Annotated in this window: 12 protein-coding genes and 1 pseudogene; 5 read left to right on the forward strand and 8 right to left on the reverse strand. The window is 41.5% G+C overall.

Features of this window, described 5'->3' with window-relative positions:
• Nucleotides 1–51: 51 nt before the first annotated feature.
• The 3 genes and pseudogenes from UB51_RS09150 to UB51_RS09160 form a co-directional block, all read right to left on the reverse strand.
• Nucleotides 52–1,658, reverse strand: a pseudogene (locus UB51_RS09150) (DUF6138 family protein).
• A 70-nt stretch (nt 1,659–1,728) separates the two neighbouring features.
• Nucleotides 1,729–2,727, reverse strand: coding sequence for a helix-turn-helix transcriptional regulator (locus UB51_RS28930; protein ID WP_082063089.1), 999 nt, complete (start codon nt 2,725–2,727; stop codon nt 1,729–1,731).
• 322 nt (nt 2,728–3,049) lie between these two features.
• Entirely contained in the window at nt 3,050–4,444 is a 1,395-nt protein-coding gene (locus UB51_RS09160) for an MATE family efflux transporter (protein ID WP_044877039.1), read from the reverse strand.
• A 183-nt stretch (nt 4,445–4,627) separates the two neighbouring features.
• Here UB51_RS09160 and UB51_RS28205 point away from each other — a divergent pair, with 183 nt between their 5' ends.
• Nucleotides 4,628–4,765, forward strand: coding sequence for a hypothetical protein (locus UB51_RS28205; protein ID WP_160297245.1), 138 nt, complete (start codon nt 4,628–4,630; stop codon nt 4,763–4,765).
• A gap of 238 nt (nt 4,766–5,003) precedes the next feature.
• On the opposite strand, the gene UB51_RS09165 is transcribed toward UB51_RS28205, so the two are convergent.
• Nucleotides 5,004–5,903, reverse strand: a complete 900-nt coding sequence (locus UB51_RS09165) for a LysR family transcriptional regulator (RefSeq protein ID WP_044877040.1) — start codon at nt 5,901–5,903, stop codon at nt 5,004–5,006.
• 132 nt (nt 5,904–6,035) lie between these two features.
• On the opposite strand from UB51_RS09165, the gene UB51_RS09170 reads away from it, so the two are divergent.
• The 3 genes from UB51_RS09170 to UB51_RS09180 all read left to right on the forward strand — a co-directional run bounded on the left by UB51_RS09170 (nt 6,036) and on the right by UB51_RS09180 (nt 9,143).
• A complete protein-coding gene (locus UB51_RS09170; RefSeq protein ID WP_044877041.1) occupies nt 6,036–7,046 on the forward strand; it encodes an alpha/beta fold hydrolase in 1,011 nt (336 codons plus the stop codon).
• 75 nt (nt 7,047–7,121) lie between these two features.
• Complete coding sequence (locus UB51_RS09175; RefSeq protein ID WP_044877042.1) at nt 7,122–7,940, forward strand: MerR family transcriptional regulator; 819 nt, start codon at nt 7,122–7,124, stop codon at nt 7,938–7,940.
• A 21-nt stretch (nt 7,941–7,961) separates the two neighbouring features.
• Nucleotides 7,962–9,143, forward strand: a complete 1,182-nt coding sequence (locus UB51_RS09180) for an MFS transporter (protein WP_044877043.1) — start codon at nt 7,962–7,964, stop codon at nt 9,141–9,143.
• 358 nt (nt 9,144–9,501) lie between these two features.
• On the opposite strand, the gene UB51_RS09185 is transcribed toward UB51_RS09180, so the two are convergent.
• Nucleotides 9,502–10,302 (reverse strand): alpha/beta fold hydrolase, encoded by an 801-nt coding sequence (locus UB51_RS09185; protein ID WP_052675825.1) that lies wholly within the window; start codon nt 10,300–10,302, stop codon nt 9,502–9,504.
• A gap of 110 nt (nt 10,303–10,412) precedes the next feature.
• Between UB51_RS09185 and UB51_RS09190 the strand changes: the two genes are divergently transcribed.
• Nucleotides 10,413–11,354, forward strand: a complete 942-nt coding sequence (locus tag UB51_RS09190; protein WP_044880003.1) for a helix-turn-helix transcriptional regulator — start codon at nt 10,413–10,415, stop codon at nt 11,352–11,354.
• Nucleotides 11,355–11,749: 395 nt separating this feature from the next.
• Here UB51_RS09190 and UB51_RS09195 read toward each other — a convergent pair whose 3' ends face one another.
• The 3 genes from UB51_RS09195 to UB51_RS09205 form a co-directional block, all read right to left on the reverse strand.
• On the reverse strand, nt 11,750–12,133 hold the full coding sequence (locus tag UB51_RS09195; protein ID WP_044877045.1) for a nuclear transport factor 2 family protein: 384 nt from the start codon (nt 12,131–12,133) through the stop codon (nt 11,750–11,752).
• Nucleotides 12,134–13,249: 1,116 nt separating this feature from the next.
• Nucleotides 13,250–13,717, reverse strand: a complete 468-nt coding sequence (locus UB51_RS09200; RefSeq protein ID WP_199925062.1) for a hypothetical protein — start codon at nt 13,715–13,717, stop codon at nt 13,250–13,252.
• 650 nt (nt 13,718–14,367) lie between these two features.
• Entirely contained in the window at nt 14,368–15,297 is a 930-nt protein-coding gene (locus tag UB51_RS09205) for a VanZ family protein (RefSeq protein ID WP_044880005.1), read from the reverse strand.
• Between the last annotated feature and the right edge of the window lie 216 nt (nt 15,298–15,513).

Here is a 15,513-nt window from a genome sequence, read left to right on the forward strand (position 1 = left end):
AAATGATGCAACCGTTTCATCAGCTCTTCTTTCATCATGAAGTGGTCCTCCTCACTTGCGTTTGTCCATCAATGCTAATATGGCCGTGAACAAATGCTGCTCCTCTTCGCCTTTTTCCTTCCGGGCTCTCGCCTCCAGGTTCTTCTTGCCGCCCCAGATCATATATACAAGATGCTCGGCCTCATACGAATCGAATGGCTCCATAAACGATAGCAGTACCTGCAAATTATGTGCGCTTTCGAATCGAACCCGCTCCTTGGCGAACTTGCCTTCGTTACACCGCATTAAACAAGCTGCGACTGTCGGAAGCGTCGTCGTGTCGATGCCGTAATGTTGTATAAGCGCCAGCGTGAACGACTGCTGTACATATTGATGCTCCTGATCTACTAGGCTCATATATGTTCCTACTAACGGGAAATATTGTTTATCTGTCAGCCCCAAGCCGAATACAGCATAGGTGCCGGGCATGCAGTTTTTCTCCCCTTCCGTATCGTCAAGAAACGATGCGTCTGCGATTTGGCCAATCCGGAGATAGGCAGCAACTGCTTGGACTTGGATTTCAGCTTGATCTGATAGCTTTTAGAGAAGCCTTTGTTCAGCAGGTTGCAAATAAAATCGATTGCTTTCGCATAACTGTCCACGCATTCTTCCTTGATATGAATCGTAATCGTCGAAAATATATCGTTAGCCCGGCATTCGAGCCGTTCATCCTTGTAACCGACATCGGCGGGGTCGAACGTACCGCTGCCGTCCTTCATGACCCATTCCGCCTTGTCGCTGCCAAGCTCTTTCAACAGCTCCAACATTTCGATACCTAAGTTTCTGCTAAAATTCGGCTCATACTTAATGATCATGATAGCCGTATGTAACGCCAGCTCCATTTGCTGCGGGTCGATGCCGGCTAGATCGATCTCGTCCTTTTTCGTATAGGTGGGAAGTCCCCATTTCTCTTTCGTACAGTTGAAATAGAGCGGAAGAAATTCGGCTTCGGTCCAGTCGCGAAAAGCGCGAATGAACGTTCCCCTATGCTCGTCCAGCTTCTCTTTGTTTTTCTTGTTCAACGCCATGACCCTATTGAATATCCGCAATATTTCCCGTACATCCATTGTAGGAAACAATCCTGAATCAACCAAGTGATTGGAGAGGAAGAAACTTTCCAATCGATCTGTAGGAAAGACTTTGGCTTCGAGCTTATTCCGAATGTAATTATCAATTCGTTCCAGCAGCTCGGCTCTCTTGATTTCATTGACATAATCCACAATCGTGACGTTAAATGGTCCGTCGGCTGTGGTAAATTTACCTGCAATCTTGAAGCGGTAATGGAGCAAAGGGTTGCTATCGTAAGACCTAATGCGACTCAGAAGCCTTTCTTCCAGCAGCGGTAGCAGTTCGTTCGTAACTTTTTCCTTTGTCAATGATGGCTCCGTCGGCCGTGAGCCCTTGCGCTCGACTTCCGGCGAACTAAAATCATCCTCGAACGAGAATACACGGATTTTTCCTTCGTTATATTCGATACGAGCATAATCATGTATGCCGATCTGCAAGGACGTGCGTCGTACAATCGTGTCGGCATCCTTCTTTTCGATTTGGTCGAACCATTGGTTCATTATTTCAGATATTTCATCAGCTATTCTCTCAACTATCGTTTGTCCTTCCATTGTAGGTTATCTTCACCTCTATTAACAAAGTTTGGTAACGGGATTCACTCGACCCTAAAACGGATTTTCACTAGCGTATGGACTGTCTGAAATAATCGGATGGCGTTGCTCCATATTTTTGTCTGAACTTTTCGGCGAAGTGACTGGGTTTATTAAAGCCGGACATTACAGCTGCCATTGTAATCGTAATTGAGCCTTTCTCCAGTAACAAGTAGGCGGCTTCCAGTCTCTGATCAATTACATATGCATGTACTGATATACCAAACAACTGTTTAAATCCCTTTTTTAACTTGAATTCATTCAGACAGACTTGCCTGGAGAGCTGATTAATACTTGGAGCAGACAACAAATCATGATCCAGTATCTCTTTGGCCTGCAGCAAGGAATCGACATCCGTTCTGGAAAATCCTGAAACTTCAGACGTTCTGCGCGTTTCTTCGTGTAAATAAACAGCGATCAGCTCCAGCACTTTTCCTTCCATATAAATCCGTTTGATCTCGCCTGCGTAATCACAGCGAATCATCTCTTGAATAATGCGGTTCATGGACGGTGTCACTATAGATTTTTGAAAAGAGTCGTACCCATCAGAGGAGAAAATGCTGCGCCTTGTGGTGGCGAAGTGCTGCTGGAGAACGGTCAGAAATTCTGGGTCCAACTTGATAGTAACCCCGTGAATTTGTTTTCCGGCCTGATAATAGCCTACGCAATTGGCCATAGAATGACCAAAAATGGACATTTCTCCGGCTTTAAGCTGACAGGACTGGTCTGAAGATTCCTCTGTCCACTCAATAGGATCACCCACACAAAAGCTCCATTTGCTGAAATGATCCTGTTCCCGGCTGCGCATCATTATATTTTCTTGAAAGCTCACATTGCACACCGAGATTTCTACAGAGGAATTCACTTTGAATTTTTCCCAGAATCCTTGTCCGAACTCTTCTGGGACCTGTAGTCTGTTGCGCTCAACCGTCTGTAACCGATACAACTGGTTCAGACCATCGGTCAGGGGAAGGTGCCGCGAATGCAAGCTTTCAATCTCGTACCACGCCGCTTTGTCTTCTTTCATCATTACACCTCATTGATTCATGATTCATTTCATTAATTGAGAATCATTCTCACTATCTATATTCTATATGAATTCGCTTATATTGACTAGCTTCTTTTTGTAAAAATACGGTTGGCATGAAAGCGAAAAGCTATTTGCAACGATAAATTATGAGAATTGCTATACATTAAATTGGATGTCACACCTGATCATTTTTTACATATAAATGCCTTCTGTAACGATTCATAATATGTATTCAAAAAAAATCGGTAAGTAATAAAAAAACTTATTACCTCACCGATTTATGTGTACTTCAAATATTCATGTCGTCTGCTATCCATGAGTATTAGGCTTTGATTGAAACAATTTCGCCTCTCTTTCTGAGCGTGACAAATTCTTTTCGCACCATCCCCAGGGTCCACAACACAATAATGGTATCTATCGCAAGCGAACCCCAATACACACCGGACACCCCAATCATTCTCGGTAATATCAACATAACCGGCACATAGAAAATGAACTGTCTGGCAATACCGATAATCGCTGCTGGCTTCCCTTTATCAATCGACGGAAAGAAGGTCATAGCCATAAAAATCAGTGATAATAATGGCAGTAAGGCCATGTTGATTCTGAAATAGAGGGACTCAGTTCCTGCCAATATCTGATCAGGCAACATGAAACCCATGATTAATTGTGGATCAATCATCGAAATCAGCCAAAATGGTAGGGTCAACACCATGGAGGCGAGTGTGAAAATCTTGTAGGCATGAATAGCACGTTCGTATTTTTCTGCTCCATAGTTAATACCAATTACCGGCTGTAGCGCACGCATTAATCCGAAGATCGGCGTAAGTAAGAACGTGAAGATCCGATAGACTACACCATAAAAGGCAATATCGGCTACGGTGCCATATCGGGAAAGAGCATTGAACACAACCACCGCCTGAATCAGGCTCATAAAATTCATAATCAAGGAGGACATACCCAGACCGATAATGGATTTGAGTGTAACTGTGTCCCGATATACGGCGAAGGCTTTCGTTTTAAAGGAAGAGAACCCTTTCCCAAAATATATCCATCCTAGCAACGTATAGACAAACATACCGATATTGGTTGCCCATGCGGCTCCCTCTACCCCAAGATCAAAAACGGCCACAAGTAAGTAGTTAAACAACACATCAGCTACCAGACCGATTCCCATCACAACCGCCGCTGACTTCATTTTCCCCTCTGCTCTTACTATCATATTAGCTGCCAGGCCATAAATCCAGAAAAAGGCACCCCACACCGTAATTCTGAAGTAGCTATCTCCCAGACTTAACGCTTCGCCCTCTCCTCCCATAACCTGAACTAATTGTGTAGAGAAAAGCAATCCCAGCACCATATACACCACAGTCACAATGAGTGACAAAAAGTTGACATTCCCCATTAACCGTTTCTGGGTGTGCACATCTTGACGCCCGATGGAAATGCTCAAAACAGCACCGGCACCCACACCGATCAAAGAGCCTAAGCCTAAACTGATCTGGGTTAACGGGTACGCCTCAGAGACTCCTGCCAGAGCAGTCTCGCCAACATAACGTCCTACAAAAACAGCGGCAACGACAGCATTTAGTCCATATAGAACCATGGCAATGATAGCCGGCCAGGATAATTGAAACATGACCTTCCATAGATTCTCATTCAAAATCAGAGTCTTTTGTTTTTCCTTACCATTCGCAACTTGTTGAACGTTTGTCATGAAAGAGTCCTCTCTTCTTATAATGAAATTCTACTTCTCTAACTCTCATAAGAATAAAAGAAAACAATGCCTTTCACTACCTATTTGCGGATTCTCTTTACCCAAAAAGGGATTTTTGTTGCATCCATGTGCGTAAGGGCTAATCAAATCCACTTAAACTCCCAGCGCGCGGAGTGGCGTAACATGACGGCGGTCAACCACGGGCGTGCCCGTACAGTATTTGACACCGTAAAGGAAGAGCGAGATTCTCTGAAAGTACAGATAGATTTACTTAAAAAAGCGGTATCTAAGGCTATCGTAACGATGTCCAACTCGTGCTAGATACGATCGATCAATGGACAAGGAAAAGAGACGTTTCAGAAGCCTTGCTCCATTCGGATCAAGACCTGCAATATACCTCATACGTACAACGCACGACTAGAAGCATTCAACATCAAAGGTAGCTAAACTCAAACAGCGCGCGCCGATTGAGTATCGGCACGCGCTTGCGGCATAGCTTTTTTCATCTGTCTACTAGACAGGGGTATGACCATAAATCAGGCCTTAATTAGCCAACATTTTATAGGGTGCTATTTTTCAAAAATGTATCTCGGGTCAAGTTCAAAAAGGCTTCGATCGCAGGTGAGATCCACTTCTCTTCATGCCAAAACATTTGGGTTGCAAACGATGTGGCGGTCAAATCCCACGGCAACGGAACCAGTTCACCCCGATTCACTTCTGCTATCACGGCCATTTCAGGCAATATGGCGATACCCATTCCTATTTTCGCACATTGTTTAATGGCTTCTGCGCTGTTAAACTCCAATTCGGTAATTCCTCCCATGCCCTTCTGTGAAAGACTTCGCTCAAAAAAAGTGCGATAGGAACATCCCTTCTCTGTCAACAAAAAGGTCTCGCCATTAAAATCTTCAATGGTTAGCGCAGTACGTGCAGCCAAAGGATGATCGGGCGCTGCCAATACATAAAAGGGCTCATCCAGCATTTTTTCTCCGCAAAATCCGGTCTCACCCTTGTCCTCATCCAGCATGAAAATAATGTCCGCGCCCCCTTCCCGCAAGCTCTGTTTGAGGTTCGGATTAGCCAACGGTCGAAACATCAGCCGAATCCCCGGATAGCGCAAGCGAAACCGGCGCAGCACAGCCGGCAGCCGATATGTACACAAAGTTTCATCCGCACTTATGACCACCGTACCCGTCACCTCGCCAGATTGCTTGACTGCATACTGTGCTTCTTCAAGCTCACCCAATATGTTGTCGACATAGCGCAGAAAACTTCTCCCCGCATCGGTCAGGATCACTTTTTTACCCAATCTGTCCACCAGCTTGACACCCAGTTCTTCCTCCAAAGCCTTCATCTGCATCGTAACCGTTGAGGGAACATAGTTTTGCACTTCTGCAGCGCGGCTAAAGTTGAGTGTGGAAGCAAGCGTATGAAAGGTCTTTAGTTGGCGCAATTCCATGGTACATTCCACCCCTTAGTTCAAAAAAAATGAACGTTCTATTCAGAAACGTTTCTTTGACTTAACAATAGCATCATCGTAGAGTGATGACAAGAAAGGCAATTCATTTAGCTATGAAAAGGAGATTTTCACATGAGAGATTATGAAATTTATGAACTGGGGGACGTTCTGCTGCAATCCGGTGACACCCTGCCACATGCCGTTCTCGCCTACAAAACCTACGGAACGCTAAATGCAGAAAAAAACAATGTGATTGTGTACCCCACCTGGTTTGCAGGCCAGCATACCGATAATGAATGGTTAATTGGACCTGGCAAGGCACTGGACCCGGAAAAGTATTTTATCATCATCCCTAATATGTTGGGCAATGGATTATCCTCCTCGCCAAGCAATACGCCCCCGCCCTATCATCAAGCTAATTTTCCGCAGGTTTCGATTTATGATAATGTGCGGCTGCAGCATCAACTGGTTACCCAGAAGTTTGGCATTACGAAAATCGCCCTCGTCGTAGGCTGGTCACTCGGAGCCGTACAGACCTTTCAGTGGGGAGCAAGCTATCCCGATATGGTGAAGCGAATCGCTCCATTCGGAGGGGCTGCCAAGACCCGGCCACATGCAAAGGTTGTATTTGAAGGAATGATCGCTGCCCTTCAGGCAGATTCTGCTTGGAAGAATGGCTTTTACACGCAGCAGCCCAAAGCGGGATTGGCAGCCATGGGTCGAGTCTATGCTCCTTGGGGCTTCTCCCAGGCTTATTATCTGGAGCAGCTCTATCAGCAAGAGGGCTACCACACACTGGAGGAATATCTCGTGGATTACTGGGATCAAGTGTTTTTGACCTTTGACGCCAATGACCTGATCACCATGTTGCGTACCGGAATCACCGGCGACATTAGCGCAAATCCGGCGTATGACGGCGATTTTGAACTTGCATTAAGCAGGATTACAGCACGGGCATTGGTCATGCCGGGAAGCACGGACCTTTTCTTTCCTCCCCAGGATAACAAATATGAGGCACAACATATGCCAAATGCGTTCTTCCTCCCGATTGAATCGAAGTGGGGGCATTGCGCAGGCATCGGACAGCATGAACCAGATTCGGAATTTATAGATAAAAACCTAAAAATGTTCTTGCTTGAATGAAAACTTCGCACACTTGACTTTCCCCTGCACGGGAAACTGTATACTTCTATTATGTTATAGATTGGAGGTGATATTTTGTTTAAAATCAGTGAGTTTTCCAGGTTAAGCAAGGTCTCCTTAAAAACATTGCGCTATTATGACCAGATTGGCATATTAAAGCCGAGAAAGGTGGATCACGACACCGGCTACCGTTACTATTCAGCAGACCAGCTTCTTGAGCTCAACCGAATCTTTATCTATAAGGAATTGGGGTTCACCTTGCCACAAATTATACAGTTGCTTCGCGAAGATATTACATTGGAGCATATTCAAGGGATGTTTAAGCTGAAAAAAAGTGAAATCCAGCATATTATCGATATGGAACAAGCCAAGATCGCCCGGATTGAGGAGCGTATGCAGCTTATAGAAAGAGAGGGGCAAGTGGAAACAGGACAAGAAATCAGGATCAAAGCAGAAGGTGCTCAACCGTTTCTTTCTTTGAAAGCGCGCGGGAGAGAAGAAGACATTCCAGATCTCTTTCGTACATTTAATCAATTATTAACAAAGGAAACTCGCCAATTGGCTCAAAGTCCCCAGGTCGTTTTGTGGAATGAAATAGACGAACAAGAGGATGAGTTTGAATTTGAAGTCGGTTATTTTTTAACCCGGGAGCTTCCATTATCTCCAGATACATTTCAACTACGGACTCTTCCTCCTGAGCCGATGATGGCCACAATGGCCTTTCATTCGGATTCTACCTTTGCTTGTACAGCCTGTGCTGATTTAGCTAAATGGATTGAGAAAAATAACTATCAGATCAAGGAAAACGAACCTGGCAGGGAAATATATTTACCGTTATCTACAAAACAAGATGCACAATTCATAGAAATACAAATTCCAATAATAAATAGATAACGGGAGGAGGAGTGACTTGTATTGAAAAATAACCTGATCATCTATGTCCTGGCACTAGCTGTTTTTCTGATCGGAACCATTGAATACATTATTACAGGAGTCATTGAAATGATCGCCGTGGACTTGGGAGTAACTACTTCTGAAGTTGGGTTATTGGTGACTGTATTTGCTCTCGCAGCGGCCATTGTCGCTCCAATTCTGATCGCCCTAACGATAAATGTGGATCGCAAGAAGCTGCTCATGGTTACCCTTAGTGTGTTCATTGCCAGCAACGGACTGATGTTTGTGAACCTTTCTTACGAAGCCGTACTATGGGTACGAATTATTCAAGGGGCTAGTGGAGGAATCGCTACGGTGGTAGCTATGGCAGTAGCTACTCGACTGGTTGAAAAAGAAAGAAGAGGCCGTGCTATCGGCATTATTTTGATGGGACTCAGCAGCTCGCTCGTACTGGGTGTTCCGATTGGCACATTTTTTAGCGAGATGTTTGGATGGAGAGTTTTGTTTATTTTGATCGGTTTATTAACTTTTCTTCCATTGCTTATCGTCTATAAAAAGGTTCCGGCAATCAAAGAAGATGAAGCAGTTACCCTCAGGATACAACTCTCCATTTTAAAAGATTCAAAAATTCTGACTGCACTGGCTATTACTTTATTTTATATCGGTGGCTACTCTACGCTATTTACTTATATTACGCCTTTTTTGCAAGCCACATCTTCTCTTTCCATAACTGAAATTAGTGGCATTCTATTCCTGGCGGGAATTTGCAGCTTCGTCGGATCAAAAATAGGTGGGCAATTAGCAGATGCAAAGGGATCGAAATTCACAATTTCTCTCGGGCTCCTGTTACAAGGAGCAACTCTCCTTTTATTCGCTCTAGCCGGTGTCAATCTCTTTGTATTGATCTTGGTTTTAATGATCTTTATGTTAGCAACTTGGAGTATTTCACCTGCCCAGCAGCTATTTCTGGTTACTCTGGTACCTCGAAATCCGGACATTGCCTTAAGCGTAAATACTTCCTTCATCCAATTTGGTTTTGCGCTGGGATCTGGATTAGGCGGGCTTGTCATCAGCCGTACATCAGTCCTGAATTTGAATTGGGTAGGTTTGGCTGCTGTAAGCATAGCCTTACTTCTTGCGATCTTGCTATTCAAAAAAATGAGCAGTGGGATTGGAACCCCTATTGTTACTAAAGAAAAATGAAATGGACTGAACCAAGGGTGATACTAAATTATACTCATGTCTCCTTCAAATAGCGCAAGCATGTAATCCCTTTATATTTCTCCTGCATAAAAATGTTTAATAGCCTCAAATCTCCCCACATCCTTCCTTTATATTGATGTGCTCGACTAGAAATCGGCATATTCAACAATAGAGATAGGATGTTTTTTTATAATCTCGAGGAATTTTTTTGTCTAAATTACTGGCATAAAAATAGATGTCGAGAAAGTCTCGACATCCTGAGAGGCTTAGGGAATATGCTTTTGTTTATTTAATTCATCCAACACGGTGAACAGTTCCTCCTCGGTTCATAACTTCATGAAAACCGAATTGCTTGATTTTAAGTGCTGCTTAGGATTAGTTCATCTAAAAACTGATTAACCATGTCAAAATACTTTTTGGGCTCATCCAGGTTAACAGTATGACCACTTTTACTAAATACAACGAATTTCGTATTTTTTCTCTTTGCGGCCATATCTTCTATATGATCTTGAGTCACAACCCATGATTTCTTTCCATGAAGTAGTAACGTCGGGCATGACGAATTTAAGAAATCATCCCACCAGTTGCCGTTTAACCTCTTTTGTGATTCAGACAAATTATTTTTATCGAATCGGTAGCTCCAGCCATGTTCAGTTTCCACAGCACTTTCAAGGAAATACTTTGCATCATAAATTCTAAATCGTTTCAGGCTATCACCTAACTCTTGTAGAGTTGGAGCATAATCAACTATTTTCGATGCGAATGAAGCATTATCTTTTTCTATCGCGCCCGCATCTTCAATGATCAAGCCTTTTACCAACAAGTCTTTGCATCTTGAGGCAATTTGGTAGGCATTGATTCCACCAAGAGAGTGTCCTAAAATGACGACAGGTTCATTGGCAACCTTTTGAATAAACACCACTACATCTTGAATATAATCTTCTCTTTCATAGTGTCCTGCTTCTGCATGATCACTCCAGCCATGCCCTCTTTGGTCGATGCTATATACATGCCAATCTTTTAATTGTTCCATCAATCCTGCATAGTACCTCGCATTACCAAAATGCCCATGCAAGCAAATCAGAACGGGCTTGCCTTCTTGTTCATTATCCAAATAAGAAAGCTTAAGGTTTTGAGAAGTATAATATTTTCGTATCATGTTCTCTTTCTCTCCTTCGACCGGTTTATTTTTTTGTTTAGAATACCACATAAATGTTGACAACTATCTGTCAACAATATGAAAATAGAATTAAAAAAGGTTGTTATGAAATGAAAGTAGACCGACTGATCTCGATTATTATGGTTTTATTAGAGCGTAGAAAAATTAGCGCAAAATCCCTCTCCGAAATGTTCGAGGTTTCACTCAGGACAATTTATAGAGATATTGATGCCATCAATATGGCGGGCATTCCTATTGTATCCACTCCCGGCGTTCATGGCGGAATTCATATCATGGAAGAATACAAGGTAGACAAGAAATTTTTTACTACTTCCGACATTTCTACGCTTTTGATGGGACTTGGAAGCATTTCATCTATGCTAACGAGCGAAGAAATGGTCCATACGCTTGCCAAAGTAAAAAGCCTCATACCAGCCGAACAAGCAAGTGATATAGAGTTTAAATCCAATCAAATTGCCATTGACATAAAACCTTGGATGGGAAATGAAAATCAACAGTTATTTTTAGACGTAATTAAAATCTCGTTACAGAAACAAAACCTATTATCTTTTTTATATTCTGACCGAAAAGGAAACATCAGCAGCCGAAAAATTGAGCCTTATAAACTCGTACTAAAAGAAAACCATTGGTATGTTCAAGGATTTTGCCTTGAAAAACAAGACTTTCGCCTGTTCAAGCTATCTAGAATTTCAAATCTGATAATGCTGGATGAAATATTCATACCGAGAAAACTGCCTACAACGATTTCTGAATTTACAGATGTAATGACAAAGAAACAGACTGAAATCAAATTACTTATTCATGAATCCATCTTAGATTGGGTGCAGCATTATTGTAGCAGTGAACACATAATCCCATATGGGGATAATCAATTTATTGTCCACTTTCCATTTATAGTGGATGATTTTGGATACAGTCTTTTATTTAGTTTCGGTGATAAGTGTGAGTGTTTAGAACCTCTGGAAGTAAGGACTGAAATGATTCGCAGGGTTAGAAATATGAAAAAGCTATATGAACGGCGTGTAACATAACGTTTAAGCTCCTAAATCATATAGCATTCATTAGTAAAGTTATAGAGGTCGGAGGCTACCCCCTCCCCTACTCGATTATACCTATAATTGAAGTTCAGCCATTTGGATTTTGTTTATTCGTCTGGTTATACACTTTTATCAAAAAATGTAGCCAGCAGCCCCAGCAGCAAGCAGCACGCCAAGATTAAAAAAGTAAGGATTGATTTCCAGTATTGAGCAACTGAACGGCTAAGATTGGCTCTATGGTAGCGCCAAAGTCCATTTTGCCTACATAAAAAAATAAAAAAGCCTGATTTAGCAGGCTTTACAGATAAAGCTTATGTAGGCACTTTTATGTCATTGCGCTAAAGTGTCCCGTTAGCTCAACACAACTTGCGTCATCTCGCGGGCGTCACTCAACTGAAATCTTCAATTAATGATATTTTCCCTTCATGAATCCCATATACAGACTTCCCTTTTAATTGAATCTTATCCCCAACCTTTAATCCATTAGGCAAATCAACAGCCAGTATTGCCTCATAATCAATCTGTACTTCTGCTTTGTCGTCAGCAGCACTATAGTCAGTAACTGTCTGACAACGACTTGAGAAAATCTTTGCCGACTTTTCTGCCAGTTCTCTAAACTCTTGTATTCCTCTGGTCTCAGTGTTTATTTCGCCGTTGGAAAAATTCCTAAACAGGATCTCTTGATGCAGGAGTTTAACCATAATTTCAATATCAAATGAATTGTAGGCCCCAATATAATTTTCAATGATATCTTTGCTTTTTTCACTAATCATGATCAAACTCCTCTCAACAATATATATTTGCATCAATACCAATATTCTTTAGAACTCTCGTTTTCCCTTTATTTGCAACAAAAATAACACGATCAAGATAAACTGCCAATAGCGTAACGGGGCTACCGATCATTCCCGCGGCAGCCTCACAGGTGTATAACCGGGGACAACTTTTGCTGCAACTCACTGTATGTTATCCTGAGCGCGTTCAAATGCATTAAGTGGTTTGAGGGGTAGGGTGACCGACGGAGCAAGTGAGGCTTCTTAAGCCGCTTCGCCCATTGCGAGAACACCGGACCCTGCAGAGGCTCTAGGTCAAACCGCGGCCTAACCGTTTGCTAGATTGATCCTTCAAAGGTTATACACTTCCATTGACAGTCTTGGCTTCCGTTTGGCCTTGAACTTGTCACTGTATCTTTTGAACTTGAATGACAGGGTAATTATCGTGTTGATCTGCCGGATTCGGACAAGGGCTGCGACGAGATGATATCCCACGGCATGACAGTTTCAAGTGCAACAAACGGATCGATTTCTTCGCTACGGGCTTTGATTAGAGCCGCCCCCAAGATCTGCAAAGTGAACAACCTTTTCGTTGATCGATTTACCGTTTTGCTTTTGAAGTTCCATTTGCCCAGATTTGTAACCAGTAATTTTAATGGGCATTTGGTTATTGATTTGTAATGAGTAAAAATGACTTATTATCATATTTATGTTGCATAATATAAAACATCCCTGATAGGCCTGCAATTAAAATAAACATGTAAACTATAATTTTTTCCTATTTTTATAGCAGCCACCTCCAAAATAAACAAAGGATAGATACTCTTTCAAGCATCCATCCTTTGTATGAATTTAAAATTTAATTATAAAAGTCCCTTCTTGTCTCCATTTATTTGAACTAGTTTCTGTTGAAAACCCTAATTCAAATACGCCCTGCGAGTTCATTGTAAATCCACTTACTTCTAAAGATGTCGAATCCCAAGTGTGCCCGACCTTAGACTTGAAGGTAATTTGTGTGCCAGAAGCAGGAATTCCATTGGTAAATTTGAATTTTATATACCCAACTTGTTAAATCTACATGATCAACACTTGACAAAGGGGCAAGGATGTTACCGTTCAAATTATCGGTCGATACTGAACTCCAGTTACACCCGTATCCCCAGTTGCACCTGTAACTCCAGTCGCTCCCGTATCCCCATTGGCTCCCGTATCTCCAGTTCCTTCCTTACCTTTTGCTACAAGTAATTCGGAAGATATAATACGATGAGCTGTCACTAACTGACCCTTTGAATCTTTACCCCAAACTGAAACTTGAGTCTCATCTTCTGCGACACTTCCAGTGTTAAAAACAAATTCAAATGAATTAAAATCAGCATAATAATCTTTTGTAATCACCTCATTTGAATTCACATTAATAACTTCAAGCACATACAACGTTCTTGTCCCATTTAGATAGAAACCCTGAATCATTACCGTAGAAGAATTAACAGCATCACGATTATCAATTTTCACCATAACTCGATGAGTGGGCCGAACACCACGGACATAATTATTTTCTATTGGTCCTGTTGATAAAATCGCCATATATCCGGATTCTCCTTTTGTCTAAAGTAACGAAGCCATACTATTCCAATTTCCTACACCCTTAAATACTATTTAAATACTTTCATATGTTATCTTTCAATCATATTTATAATAATCCCATCACCCGTGCCACCTCTTCTATATAATTAAGGTACATCCTTGGGGGTAGAATCAATCGCTTAACGACACAATAATCTACTCCTCTTTGCAATTACTGAACAAAAGATATCAATAAATAAAAGAAACTAGTATTAAAGTTTGATCATCCACGCTTTAGATACTAATATTCAAAATCTTGATATACGTGTGGACCTTTCCAATGTGATAAAAAATGGACCCCTTTTTTGATATTATCCACTTTAGTAAACAGTGTGTAAAAGCACACTACATTCGAAAAATACCTAATCATCGAAGAGTGGGAGCTGGCGTCCCTGCATTCGGTTGTCTTGTTATGAAAAACAAGATAAAAGAAATAAATATAATCAGTCAATCGGCAAATGGAATAAATTCTTGCTATTCCAATTATCCTTACTGCCTCTTCTCTTTTATTCAGAGCACAATAAAAGGCTGATCTTTAATAAATAAAAGATCAGCCTGTAAACAAATAGTTCCTCGTAGTCGCGTCTAAAACCCTTTAACGGGCTTGTTTATCATTCCCACCAGTGCTTCATTTCACTGAATCCAACGTCCCACAGCTTAGCGTTCCCGGAAACTATAATCGTAATTTCATTTATCTTCTCAAAATGCCGATCCACCAAACCCTCTGCCTCTTGATAATATTGGTCATTTAACTGAGCATTTAACTGAGCTATTTTTTGCCCATCTACGATTATTTCAACTTCACCCTTGTCGGGAATACCGTAATAGGAATAAAACAATACATCTTTTTTGTTCCCTAGGATGTAGGTGTATTTTTTGCTTAATTCACCTTCACTGCTATAAACGTTCATTTTGGGCTCTATTCCCTTGCCTGCTACGGTGAGACTAGGAAGATTTTCTGTCAAAGGCATGCTTCCTGTAACTTCTTTCACATCATGTAAAGCTTGAATAGGACCTTCTCTTTTCTCTATAGCATAATCAATCATCTCAGAGATTCCCATGATTCCGATCAATAGAACAACAACAGTTAACCCCGAAGTTATGATCTTTTTCCAAGAAATTTTCGAAGAAAACCCTACCTTGTATGCGCAAAACCCTATAGTTGCACCTAACGTATTTGACATGACATCAGCTACATCAAAGGAACCAAGATATGTTAAAGCTTGCAGTGTTTCCAAAACGAGAATAACCAAGACAAATACGGATATGAACTTCACAAAACGTGTGCGATATAACAAGGGTATTAATATGCCAAAAGGGATAAAAGCGGCGATGTTTCCAAAGCTATAAATCCACGAAAATGATAGGTCATACAGGTTTGGAAAACGAAGCGGAACACCTTCTGGAATAAGCATAAATGTGTATCCATACTCACTGGTTTGATGTTCTATTCTATTAAAAGCAAAAAACAAAAAATATAATATTAAAAACGTGTACAAAATGGTTCCTACAAAGAGGGTCTTCCGTAATTTCACTTCCATAACATCTCCTTTAATAAGTGTGAAATTCACATTACTAGCTCTACGAATCCTTAGCCACACATACTACTCCACCACCCACAATCCCCTCATTTTGTCGATAAATTTAGTATATCTGCCCAAAGTGACTTTCAAGTGACTGATAAGTGACATTCTAGTCACTTAGAAGCTTATTAAACGATTTGTTTGTAAAATTGACTCCGAAATCATGTGCCATTA

It is taken from the genome of Paenibacillus sp. IHBB 10380, assembly GCF_000949425.1.
Taxonomy (GTDB): Bacteria; Bacillota; Bacilli; order Paenibacillales; family Paenibacillaceae; genus Paenibacillus_AQ.

Bases quoted from the DNA above. Each gene is read 5' to 3' on its own strand.
- UB51_RS28930 (WP_082063089.1), bottom strand. From the start codon at position 2,727: ATGATGAAAGAAGACAAAGCGGCGTGGTACGAGATTGAAAGCTTGCAT.
- UB51_RS09160 (WP_044877039.1), bottom strand. From the start codon at position 4,444: ATGACAAACGTTCAACAAGTTGCGAATGGTAAGGAAAAACAAAAGACT.
- UB51_RS28205 (WP_160297245.1), top strand. From the start codon at position 4,628: ATGACGGCGGTCAACCACGGGCGTGCCCGTACAGTATTTGACACCGTA.
- UB51_RS09165 (WP_044877040.1), bottom strand. From the start codon at position 5,903: ATGGAATTGCGCCAACTAAAGACCTTTCATACGCTTGCTTCCACACTC.
- UB51_RS09170 (WP_044877041.1), top strand. From the start codon at position 6,036: ATGAGAGATTATGAAATTTATGAACTGGGGGACGTTCTGCTGCAATCC.
- UB51_RS09185 (WP_052675825.1), bottom strand. From the start codon at position 10,302: ATGATACGAAAATATTATACTTCTCAAAACCTTAAGCTTTCTTATTTG.
- UB51_RS09190 (WP_044880003.1), top strand. From the start codon at position 10,413: ATGAAAGTAGACCGACTGATCTCGATTATTATGGTTTTATTAGAGCGT.
- UB51_RS09195 (WP_044877045.1), bottom strand. From the start codon at position 12,133: ATGATTAGTGAAAAAAGCAAAGATATCATTGAAAATTATATTGGGGCC.
- UB51_RS09200 (WP_199925062.1), bottom strand. From the start codon at position 13,717: ATGGCGATTTTATCAACAGGACCAATAGAAAATAATTATGTCCGTGGT.
- UB51_RS09205 (WP_044880005.1), bottom strand. From the start codon at position 15,297: ATGGAAGTGAAATTACGGAAGACCCTCTTTGTAGGAACCATTTTGTAC.